Genomic DNA, 9,928 nt, shown 5'->3' with positions numbered 1-9,928 from the left:
CAGTTCTACCACAAGGCCGAGCAGGGCCAGATCCTCAGCCCCGGCCGGCACGACTTCGACGACCGCCGGATGTAGCGCTATTCCGGCGGACGCCGCCGGTCCGGGGCCGCGAACCGCCAGTCGTCGATGCGCTTCATCAGCGGCGTCGAGGTCACGCCATGGATCAGGATCGAGCCCAGCACCACAAAGCCGGTGATCGCCCACAGGCGGTCCAGGTCTCGAACCGGCCATGGTTGAGGGCGTAGGCCAGATAGTAGAACGAACCGATGCCGCGAATGCCGAGGAAGGCCACCAGGGCCCGCTCGCGGCGTGAATGCGGCGCGCCGATCAGGCCGATCCAGCCGGCCAGGGGCGGACGACGAGAAGCAGGGCCAGGCCGAAGGCGGCGTCCTTCCAGGTCAGGGGGGCCAGCAGGCCGGAGGCCACGGCCCCGCCCAGCAGGACCAGGACCAGCAGCATCAGCAGCCGCTCTACCTGCTCGGCGAAGTCGTGCATGGCCTCGTGGAAGGCGTGGTCGCGCTCCGAGGCCCGCAGGGTCAGGGCCGAGACGAACACCGCCAGGAAGCCGTAGCCGTGGGCCGCTTCGGTCAGGCCATAGGCCACCAGGGTGGCGCCCAGGGCGACCAGGCCGTCGCCGGTTCCCGACAGCCGGGCGCGCGGGGCCTTGAAGGTCGCCCAGCCGAGGGCCTTGCCGACCAGCCAGCCGACCCCGATCCCGGCCAGGATCCGCCAGCCGACGTCCATGAGCAGCCAGGGGCCCAGCAGGTCCCAGTTGGCCATGCCGCCGGCCGCCGTCAGAAGGATGGCCAGGTGCACGAAGGGAAAGGCGAAGCCGTCATTGAGGCCGGCCTCGGAGGTCAGGGCGAAGCGGGTCTCGCCGTCCTCGCCGGACCGGGGCGGCCCGACCTGGACGTCGGAGGCCAGGACCGGATCGGTCGGGGCCAGGACCGCGCCCAGCAGCAGGGCCGAGGCCAGTCCCAGGCCGAGGCCATAGACGCCCATCAGGGTCACCCCGGCGATGGATAGGGGCATGGTGATGGCGATCAGCCGCCACGACGACTCCCAGCGTCGCCAACCCAGCCGCCGGTCGATCTTCAGCCCGGCCCCCATCAGCGAGACAATGACCACCAGTTCGGTCAGGTGCTCGGTCAGGGTCGAAAAGCGCAGGGGATTGGGCCGGAAGGGCAGGGCGCCGCTGTGAAACACCACCACGCCGATGGCTACGCAGAGGATGGCCAGGGACAGGGGCAGGCGGCGCAGAGCCAGGGGCAGCCAGGCGACCAGCAGCACAACCACGCCCAGGCCGAGCAGAAAGGTCGTATAGGGATTGAACATTGGCTCTTAACGCGCGACGGCGGCGAAACGACACGGCCCGTTCGGCATTATAGCCATGATCACGAGGGTGAACATGGACAAGCTTTTCGCGAAATTCGCGACGGCCACGGCGCGCATCACCGGCAGTCCCGGAGCCTTCATTGTCTGCGTGCTGGTGGTGCTGGCCTGGGCGGTCACCGGCCCGATCTTCAAGTTCTCCCAGACCTGGCAGCTGGTGATCAACACCGGCACCACGATCGTCACCTTCCTGATGGTGTTCCTGATCCAGAACACCCAGAACCGCGACGGCGAGGCGGTGCAGACCAAGCTCGACGAACTGATCCTGACCTCGCGGCCGAGAACGACTTCGTCGGCATCGAACGGCTGAGCGACCAGGAACTGCATGTGTTCCACGAGCGCTGCATCGAAACCGCCAAGACGGCGACCGACGCGCTGCAGAGGGTCGTCGCCGAACGCGCCGCGCGCCGGGGCCGCGCCGCCTCCAGGGCGAAGGCCGTGCAAGCCCCGAAGACGGCGGCCGAGCCCGCGGCCAAGCGGCCCGCGCCAAGGCGGGCTCAAAGCCGGCGCCCGGCAAGCCCGCCAAGACCGCGGCGACCAAGGCCAAGCCCAAGCCCAAGGCGAAGCCCAAGAGCTGAGGGGCCGGGCGCTACTTCTTTTCGAGCAGCAGGGTTCCCTGCTTCTGCATCTGGCCCTTGATCTTGCCGGCGATCATGCCGAGCAGGCCAGGCAGCACCAGCTCCAGATTGACGGCCGTGGCCAGGATGGCCAGGGAGCCGCTGATGGTCTGGCCCATGACCAGGGCCGAGAAGGTCATGGTGTCGCCGGTCCAGTGCTTTTGCACATCGCCCATGCCGCCGGGGACCTGGGCGCCCAGCTTCTCGAAGCCCTCCTCGATGCGCCGCCGGGCCTCGGCGACGCCCAGTTGGTGCGGAATGGTGACGGTGATGGGCTTGGACATCCGGACAACTCGCTTTGGGTGAACAGGTCTAACGCGTGAGCGACAGATAGGGATTCGCCCGGCCGGCGCCATACGTCCGTTTGTGGCGCAGGGAGCCTTCAGGGTCTGGAGGTTCCCGGAGGAAGCCATGACTGATTTCGCCCTGTCGCCGACCGTCTTCACCCCCGCGCCGTCCGGCCGGGACGTCCCGGCGGGCTGGTCGGGGCGGCGCATTATGGCCTTGTGCTGCTGGTCCTGGCCGGGCTGTTCGTGGTGCGGCCCCGCCTGGCCATCCAGGTGTTCCGCACGCGGCGGGCCGACTCGCCGATCCGGCGGTTCGCCCGCTGACCCCGGCGCGCGCGCCCCTCGCCAAACGCCCGAAACGGTGACAAGCCAGGGGACATGAAGCGCGCCGTCACGATCGCCCCCGTCAGCTATCCTCTCACCGCCCCGTTCCGGATCTCACGCGGGGTCAAGACCGCCGCCGATGTGGTGGTGGTCACCGTCTCCGACGGCGACCATGTCGGACGGGGCGAGTCCGTGCCCTATGCCCGCTATGGCGAGACCTCCGACAGCGTCATCGCCCAGCTGGCCCCGGCGGCGCGGGCGCTGGAGGACGGCGCCTTGGACGGCGCGGCCCTGGCGCTGCTGACCGCCGGCGCGGCCCGCAACGCCCTGGACTGCGCCCTGTGGGACCTGCGGGCCAAACGCGAGGCGACCAGCGTCGCGGCCCTGACCGGCCTGATCGTTCCGCCCTCGCTAATCACCGCCGTGACCGTCAGCCTGGACGCCCCCGAGGCCATGGCCGCCGCCGCCCGCGCCGTCGCCGACGCGCCGCTGATCAAGGTCAAGCTGTCGGCCGACGATCCCGCCGCCCGACTGCGCGCCGTGGCCGGGGCCGCGCCCCTGGCCCGCCTGATCGTCGATCCCAACGAGGGCTGGGACTTCGCAACCCTCAAGGGGCTGCAGCCGCTGTTGTCGGACCTCAACATCGCCTTGATCGAACAGCCCCTGCCGGCCGACGCCGACGCGGCCCTGGACGGCTATGATCCGCCCTATCCGATCTGCGCCGATGAGTCGGTGCATGTGGCCGCCGACCTGGCGGCCCTGCGCGGCCGCTATCGCGCCGTGAACCTCAAGCTCGACAAGTCGGGCGGCCTGACCGAGGCCATCGCTCTGCTGACCCAGGCCAAGGCGCTGGGCTTCACCCTGATGACCGGCTGCATGGTCGCCTCGTCCCTGGCCATCGCGCCGGCCCTGCATCTGGCCGGGGCCTGCGACTTCGCCGACCTCGACGGCCCCTGGTGGATCGCCCGCGACCATCCGGGCGGCTGCCGCGTGGCCAGTGGACGCCTCACGGCCCCGGCCCCGGGATTCTGGGGCGACGGGATCAGCGCTCAGGGCCTCTGGCTCTAGGGTTCCGCGCCCCTCCATTGCGCCCCGCCAAGTCACTAGTATAATAGGACTGACAGAGCCGGACCGCAGCCGGCCGGGCGTGGGGGACGGTCATGGTCTATATTCTCGGCGGCTGGCAAAGCGACTTCTCGGCCAACTGGGCCCGTCAGGGTCTCGAAATGGCCGACGCCTTCGGCCAGGTGGTCGGCGAGGGCCTGGCCGCCGTCGACCTGGACGCGACCGATCTGCAGACCGGCCATGTCGGCAATTTCGCCGGCGAGCTGTTTGTCGGCCAGGGGCTGCTGGGCGGCTTCTTCGGCGAGGTTCATCCCGCCCTCGACGGCCTGCCCACCGCCCGCCACGAGGCCGCCTGCGCCTCGGGCAGCGTCGCCATCCTGGCCGCCAGCGCCGAGATCGAGGCCGGCCGCTACGACCTGGCCTGCGTCGTCGGCATCGAGCAGATGCGCAATGTGCCCGGCCAGAAGGCGGCCGAGAACCTAGGCAGCGCCGCCTGGGCCGGCCACGAATTCCAGGACGCCCGCTTCCTGTGGCCGCGCGCCTTTTCCGACCTGGCCGACGAATATGACCGCCGCTATGGCCTGAAGTACGAGCATCTGATGGCCATCGCCGAGCTCAACTTCGCCAATGGCCGGCGCAATCCTAACGCCCAGACCCGCGACTGGCGCTTCGGTCCCGAGGCCTTCACCGAAAACGACGAGACCAATCCGGTGGTCGAGGGCCGCACCCGCAAGCAGGACTGCGGCCAGGTCACCGATGGCGCGGCGGTGGTGTTCCTGGCCTCGGCCGAACGCGCCAAAGCTTATGCCGACAAGCGCGGGATCGCGCTGGACAGCCTGCCGCGCCTTCAGGGCTGGGGCCATCGCTCGGCTCCGATCAGCTATGCCCGCAAGATCGAGAACAGCCGCGACCAGCCTTACGTCTTCCCGCAGGTGCGCCGCGCCATCGAGGACGCCCGGACCCGCGCCGGGATCACCGACCTGTCCCAGGTGCACGCCGTCGAGACCCATGACTGCTTCACCGCCACCCAATACATGGCCATCGACCATCTGGGCCTGACCGCGCCGGGCGAGAGCTGGAAGGCGATCGAGGACGGCTCGATCGCCATGGGCGGCCGCCTGCCGATCAACCCGTCCGGCGGCCTGATCGGGGCCGGCCATCCGGTCGGCGCCACAGGCGTCCGCATGACCCTGGACGCCTTCAAGCAGGTCACCGGCACGGCCGGCGACTATCAGGTCGACGGCGCCAAGACGGTGCAGACCCTGAACATCGGCGGGTCGACCACCACGACCGTGAGTTTCGTCGTGGGGCTTTAGCCCCCAGATCCTCCCCCTGACGGGGGAGGTGTCGCCGAAGGCGACAGAGGGGGAAGTCTGGACAGGCGCTCTGCGTCTTCCCCCTCCGACCTTCGGTCTCCTCCCTCTTCGGAGGGGAGGATCTATTTCGCCACACCGACCGTATCTGTTTGACCTCAACACTCGGACGCCCATGCACCCGCTCATCCAACTCCTCCTGATCAACGCCGCCGTCTCCGCAGCCGCCTTTGTCGGCCTGTGGCTGATCGGCCTGAAGCTGAAGGATGTCAGCTTCATCGACAGTTGGTGGGGTCTGGGCATGGGCCTGATCGCCCTGACCTCGTGGCTGCAGATGGGGCCGACACCGCACGGCAACCTGTTGCTGATCCTGTGCGCCGTCTGGGCCCTGCGGCTGGGCGGCTACCTGCTGTGGCGCTGGCGCAAGAATGGCCCTGATCGCCGCTACGTGACCATGATGGCCCACGCCCAGAGCGAACGCGGCTGGAGCTTCGCCAAGGCCTCGTTCCTGCTGGTCTTCGCCTTGCAGTTCCTGCTGCAGTTCATCATCGCCCTGCCGGTGCAGCTGGGCCATGGCTCAGCCGCGCCGCTGGGCGCCCTGGCCTATGTCGGCGCGGCGATCGCGGTGATCGGCATCCTGTTCGAAACCATCGGCGACGCCCAGCTGACGGCGTTCAAGGCCAAGCCCGACAACGCCGGCAAGGTGATGGACAAGGGCCTGTGGCGCTTTACCCGCCACCCCAACTATTTCGGCGACGCCTGCGTCTGGTGGGGCCTCTGGCTGATCGCCGCCCAGACCCCGCAGGGCCTCTGGACCCTGCCGGCTCCGGTCCTGATGACCTTCCTGCTGACCAAGTGGAGCGGGGTGCCGACCGTCGAGGGCCGCATGCGCCGCAAGCGTCCGGACTACGAGGCCTATGTGCAGCGCACCTCGAGCTTCGTGCCGTGGTTTCCGAAGAAGGGCTGAACCCCCTCAGTCGCTCCGCGACAGCTCCCCCAGAGGGGGAGCATCTGATCCGCGTAAATCCTTCCCCCTTGGGGGAGGTGGCCCAGAGGGCCGGAGGGGGCTCCGGTGGGCTTTAACCCCGCAGCATCTCGCGTCCCGCCCAGACGCTATGCGTGCCGCTGCTCAGCTTGTGCGGCAGGGCGATGCGGCAGACGACCTCGAAGCGCTTGGCGTCGACCAGCACGCATTCCGACGTGCCCGTATTCTCGTCGATGATGAAGCTGACCAGATAGCCGTCGTCCTCTGACGTCGCGCCCACGCGCGGCGCGAACGGCGCCTCGCTGGCGTAGCGGCCCTCGGGCAGCTGGATCGACCAGCTCTCGCCGGTTTCCAGGTCGTGCTTGACGAAGCCGTTGAACAGGAACCAGCCGGGCTTGGCGGTGGTCGAATAGGCGTAGCGATAGGGCTTGCCGGCATAGTGCTGGTTGAACATCCCGAACTCGAGAATGCGGTCGTCCAGATGGCCCTCGGTGGTCTCGCCGGTCTTCAGGTTGAAGCGCCAGCGGTGCAGCTTCGGCCGGAAGCTGTGCTCGTCCAGATAGGCCATCAGGTGGCCGTGGCCATCGGGGGCGGCTTCCAGCGGGCGCGGGGTCGGGTTTTCCTGGAAGTAGCCGTCCAGAACCACTTCGTCGCCGTACTCATAGGCGTTGAGCCAATGCAGGACATAGGTCGGGGCGGCCTCGAACCACTGCACCGGCCCGCCATGGCGCGGCAGGATGCCGAACCGCGAGGGCACGCCCTTGTGCAGGCGCACGGCGTGGATGTCGCGCTCCAGCAGGGCCGCGTCCCAGAACACCGGCAGGTCGTTGAGGATCGAGTAGTTCTGGGTGAAGGCCATGTCGTGCGGCAGGCGCGGGCCCGGCAGGTCGATGGCCTGATAGGTCGTGCGCTTGCCCGTCGCGTCGACCACGCCGTAATGCATGTAGGGCGCGTACTTGGAATAGTTGAAGAACAGCAGCTCGCCGGTTTCCTCGTCGACCTTGGGGTGGGCCGAGACGCCGTCCAGCGGGGCCCAGGCGGCGACGCCGAGGTTTTCCAGGGTCAGGGGATCCAGCCGATAGGCCTCGCCGCACTGGTAGAAGGTGGCGATGGCCTCGCCGTTATGCACGACGATGTCGGTGCTGCCGGTGTCCTTCAGGCCGCCATGGGCGCCGAAGCCCGGACGCTTGGAGGTTCCCGGCCCGTCGGCCAGACCGCCCCACAGGCTTTCCCCCGCCTCCTGCTCGGCCTCGAAGCCGCGGGTGCGGATGAAGCGGTTGCGATAGGTGGCCTGACCGTCCTTGAACGCGATCTGGTGACCATGCCGTCGCCGTCGAACGGGTGATAGCGGCCCAGCGGCGCGTGCACCGGGTTTTCGGTGTTGCGCAGATAGACCCCGTCCAGGTCGGTGGGAATCGCGCCTTCCAGCACCTCGAGGTCCCAGGCGTTGACCTCCTCATGCAGCGGCGTCCAGGCGCCGGTCATGTAGGGGTGGTTGGTGTGGCCCAGGGAGGTGACAACGGGGGGCAGGCGTTCGATCTTCATGGCGGGACTCGTCGGCGGCGCGCGGCGCGGGGCCGCTTTGATGCGAAACCTAGCCGAGAGGGTCTCGTTGTGCAATCGACCCGCGCGACCTTCCGCGACCGCTGACGGCCCTCAGGTCGAGGCCGCCCGAGGAACACCACCTTGGCCCCCTTCTGGACCGCCGCGCCCAGTTGCGCCGCGTCCCAGTTGGTCAGCCGCACGCAGCCGTGCGAGGCGCGCTTGTTGATCAGTTTGGGATCGGGCGTGCCGTGGATGCCGTAGGTGTCCTTGGTCAGGTCGATCCAGGTCGAGCCGACCGGATTGTTGGGGCCCGCCGCCAGGGTCAGCTTGCCCTTGACCTCGCCGAAGGTCAGGCGGGAAGGGTCATAGGTATAGGTCGGGCGCGGGGCCACGGTGTTGACGGCCCAGGTTCCGACCGGGGCGGGGCGCTCGGTGCTGCCGACCGTGGCCGGATAGACCGCCAGCAGGGCGTCCTGGTCGTCGAAAGCCCGGACCTGGCCCTTGGTCTTGTCGACCTCGATCCGGGCGACCTTGGCGTCCAGGGTCTTCGGGCCGGTGGCCGCGACGACGATCATCGTCCCGGCCTTGGTGAAGTCGACGCCGGGGTTGAGCGCCTGCAGCAAGGCCTCGTCCATGTGGAACCTCTCGGCCAGGGCCTCCAGGGGCGTGGCGAAGCCCAGGGCGGGCAACTTGGCGAGGGCCTCGTAGTCGTCACCGGACAGGTCGGGGGTGAAGGGGCCGGCCACGTCCTCGCCGGTGATCTGGTAGTCGGTCAGGACCGGGCCGCCGTCGGCGGCGACCAGGGCCTCGAAGGTGGCGGGGTTGAGCTGTCCGTCGACGGTGAGGCCCCGGATCGCCTGGAAGCTCTCGATGGCCAGGGTGAGGTTTGTCCCGTCGCGCCCGTCGATGACGCCCGGCGAGCGATGGGCCCGGTCCAGCAGCACCTGGACGCGGACCAGGGCGCGCTGCCGGGTCGCCGCGTCCGCCCCCTCGGCCGGCCAGGTGGCGACATTGATCGCCTGGGCCTGGGGCGCGGTCGAGGCGACGGCCAGGGTCGGGGCCGTCGCGGCCGTGGCCGGGGGAGCCTGGACGACGGCCGACTTGACGTCGCGCGACGCCGGCGCGGGCTTGGAACAGGCGGCCAGGGCCAGGACGCTTGCGGACAGGACGAACAGGGCGCGCGGGGATAGGATCATGCTGGACACTCCGGCCACAGGAACAACTTGCCCCCTTCAAGGCTTCAGCCATGGCGAAGTTCCAGGTCTTCGCGAAGGAGATCGCCTTGAAGCGACGTTATCGGCTGCTGGGATTCCTGGGCGTGGTCCTGCTGGCCATCGGCGCCTTCGTTCTGTGGGTGATGTGGCCGACCACGGAATCGTCAGGGCCGGCGTCGTCAGATGCCGTTTACGAGGCCGCGCCGCCGATCGCCCAGCACCTGCCGTCCAATGATCCGCCCTCGCGCACCCTGGCCGGCGGGCCGGTCAGTTGCGACGGCCTGGCCCCGCCCGGCGCCGCCTCGGCCAATGGCGCGACGCTGCGCAGCCTGGTCTGGACCCCGTTCGGTCGCGAGGAGCGCGGCTGGGAGACCTACGCCCCCAGCATCGCCGCCGAGATCGGCGTGGCCTGTCCCTATGAGAGTCGCGGCTTCGCCGGCGGCCTGGCGCGCTGGCAGCTGCGGCATCGGCTGCCCCCGACCGGCGAGGTGGACCAGGTGACCTTCACGACCATGCTCAACGGCTGGAACCTGGCCAGGCCCTTCGTGCGGGTCAATGCCCGGGCATCTGTCCTAACGCCCCGGCCCTGGCCGACCTGTCGGCCCTGTCGCCGGCCGAGTCCTATGGCGGCAAGCTGATCCAGCTGCGGCGGGGGCGCTGGACGCCTATCGCCGCCTGCGCGAGGCGGCCCGTCGCGATGGGGTGATCACGGCGTCAGCGCCTGGCGTGCTGAGCGTGATCTCCGGCTTTCGCGACCGGACGCCGACGCCGCCCGCTGCGCCCGCGACAACAATTGTCAGGGCCTGGTCCGGTCGATCTGTTCGGCCATCGCACCGGCCTGGCGGTGGACCTCTTCCTGCCCTCGGCGCCGGGCCATGGTCCGATCGACAGCGCCGACGAAAACCGCCTGTATCAGAGCCGCTCGCCGGCCTTCGCCTGGATGGTGGTCAACGCCCGCCGCTTCGGCTTCGTCAACTATCCGTTCGAGCCCCTGGCACTGGGAATGGACGGGCGAGGCCCCTTGCCCGGCGTGCCGATCAGCAGCCTGCCCCAGGCCGGATCGCCCGGTCGAGGCCCCGGCCCCGGCGCCGGCCCCGGCGCCGCGCCCGGCGCTTTGGCCCTGAAAAACCCCGAATTCGCCCTCCACACTGCACCGTGCCTGAAACTCGCCGAGACCGCATGAGCC

The 9,928-nt window shown here is 69.5% G+C and carries 10 protein-coding genes and 1 pseudogene; 6 read left to right on the top strand and 5 right to left on the bottom strand.

Going from position 1 to position 9,928, the window contains the following annotated elements; all coding sequences use genetic code 11:
- Nucleotides 1-163: 163 nt before the first annotated feature.
- Nucleotides 164-292, bottom strand: a complete 129-nt coding sequence (locus CSW58_RS15650) for a hypothetical protein (protein ID WP_255406551.1) — start codon at nucleotides 290-292, stop codon at nucleotides 164-166.
- A 35-nt stretch (nucleotides 293-327) separates the two neighbouring features.
- Nucleotides 328-1,335 (bottom strand): cation:proton antiporter, encoded by a 1,008-nt coding sequence (locus CSW58_RS05480; protein WP_236627659.1) that lies wholly within the window; start codon nucleotides 1,333-1,335, stop codon nucleotides 328-330.
- 73 nt (nucleotides 1,336-1,408) lie between these two features.
- Here CSW58_RS05480 and CSW58_RS14935 point away from each other — a divergent pair, with 73 nt between their 5' ends.
- Nucleotides 1,409-1,702 carry a low affinity iron permease family protein gene (locus tag CSW58_RS14935; RefSeq protein WP_236627658.1) on the top strand — a complete coding sequence of 98 codons (294 nt, stop codon included), beginning with the start codon at nucleotides 1,409-1,411 and terminating at the stop codon, nucleotides 1,700-1,702.
- 279 nt (nucleotides 1,703-1,981) lie between these two features.
- On the opposite strand, the gene CSW58_RS05470 is transcribed toward CSW58_RS14935, so the two are convergent.
- A complete protein-coding gene (locus CSW58_RS05470) occupies nucleotides 1,982-2,293 on the bottom strand; it encodes a polyhydroxyalkanoic acid system family protein (protein WP_099446611.1) in 312 nt (103 codons plus the stop codon).
- Between the two features lie 381 nt (nucleotides 2,294-2,674).
- Here CSW58_RS05470 and dgcA point away from each other — a divergent pair, with 381 nt between their 5' ends.
- The 3 genes from dgcA to CSW58_RS05450 all read left to right on the top strand — a co-directional run bounded on the left by dgcA (nucleotide 2,675) and on the right by CSW58_RS05450 (nucleotide 5,965).
- Nucleotides 2,675-3,688, top strand: coding sequence for an N-acetyl-D-Glu racemase DgcA (gene dgcA, locus CSW58_RS05460; RefSeq protein WP_099446610.1), 1,014 nt, complete (start codon nucleotides 2,675-2,677; stop codon nucleotides 3,686-3,688).
- Nucleotides 3,689-3,780: 92 nt separating this feature from the next.
- Nucleotides 3,781-5,001 carry an acetyl-CoA acetyltransferase gene (locus CSW58_RS05455; RefSeq protein WP_099446609.1) on the top strand — a complete coding sequence of 407 codons (1,221 nt, stop codon included), beginning with the start codon at nucleotides 3,781-3,783 and terminating at the stop codon, nucleotides 4,999-5,001.
- Nucleotides 5,002-5,173: 172 nt separating this feature from the next.
- A complete protein-coding gene (locus CSW58_RS05450) occupies nucleotides 5,174-5,965 on the top strand; it encodes a DUF1295 domain-containing protein (protein ID WP_099446608.1) in 792 nt (263 codons plus the stop codon).
- Nucleotides 5,966-6,077: 112 nt separating this feature from the next.
- On the opposite strand, the pseudogene CSW58_RS05440 reads toward CSW58_RS05450, so the two are convergent.
- Together CSW58_RS05440 and CSW58_RS05435 are read right to left on the bottom strand one after the other, a co-directional pair.
- A pseudogene (locus tag CSW58_RS05440) lies at nucleotides 6,078-7,528 on the bottom strand (carotenoid oxygenase family protein).
- Nucleotides 7,525-8,724: a L,D-transpeptidase gene (locus tag CSW58_RS05435; protein WP_099446607.1), complete on the bottom strand. Its 1,200-nt coding sequence runs from the start codon at nucleotides 8,722-8,724 to the stop codon at nucleotides 7,525-7,527. The pseudogene CSW58_RS05440 and the gene CSW58_RS05435 overlap by 4 nt, the downstream one beginning before the upstream one ends.
- 50 nt (nucleotides 8,725-8,774) lie before the next feature.
- Between CSW58_RS05435 and CSW58_RS05430 the strand changes: the two genes are divergently transcribed.
- Entirely contained in the window at nucleotides 8,775-9,380 is a 606-nt protein-coding gene (locus tag CSW58_RS05430; RefSeq protein WP_099446606.1) for a hypothetical protein, read from the top strand.
- 155 nt (nucleotides 9,381-9,535) lie between these two features.
- Entirely contained in the window at nucleotides 9,536-9,925 is a 390-nt protein-coding gene (locus CSW58_RS05425; RefSeq protein ID WP_143755093.1) for a M15 family metallopeptidase, read from the top strand.
- The last annotated feature ends 3 nt before the right edge of the window (nucleotides 9,926-9,928 follow it).

This window comes from Caulobacter sp. B11 (assembly GCF_002737765.1).
Classification (GTDB): Bacteria; Pseudomonadota; Alphaproteobacteria; order Caulobacterales; family Caulobacteraceae; genus Caulobacter.
This window is presented reverse-complemented; position numbering and strand designations above follow the sequence as displayed.

Excerpts from the sequence above, each read along its gene's own strand:
- CSW58_RS05480 (WP_236627659.1), bottom strand. The coding sequence starts at position 1,335 with ATGTTCAATCCCTATACGACCTTTCTGCTCGGCCTGGGCGTGGTTGTG.
- CSW58_RS14935 (WP_236627658.1), top strand. The coding sequence starts at position 1,409 with ATGGACAAGCTTTTCGCGAAATTCGCGACGGCCACGGCGCGCATCACC.
- CSW58_RS05470 (WP_099446611.1), bottom strand. The coding sequence starts at position 2,293 with ATGTCCAAGCCCATCACCGTCACCATTCCGCACCAACTGGGCGTCGCC.
- dgcA (WP_099446610.1), top strand. The coding sequence starts at position 2,675 with ATGAAGCGCGCCGTCACGATCGCCCCCGTCAGCTATCCTCTCACCGCC.
- CSW58_RS05455 (WP_099446609.1), top strand. The coding sequence starts at position 3,781 with ATGGTCTATATTCTCGGCGGCTGGCAAAGCGACTTCTCGGCCAACTGG.
- CSW58_RS05450 (WP_099446608.1), top strand. The coding sequence starts at position 5,174 with ATGCACCCGCTCATCCAACTCCTCCTGATCAACGCCGCCGTCTCCGCA.
- CSW58_RS05435 (WP_099446607.1), bottom strand. The coding sequence starts at position 8,724 with ATGATCCTATCCCCGCGCGCCCTGTTCGTCCTGTCCGCAAGCGTCCTG.
- CSW58_RS05430 (WP_099446606.1), top strand. The coding sequence starts at position 8,775 with ATGGCGAAGTTCCAGGTCTTCGCGAAGGAGATCGCCTTGAAGCGACGT.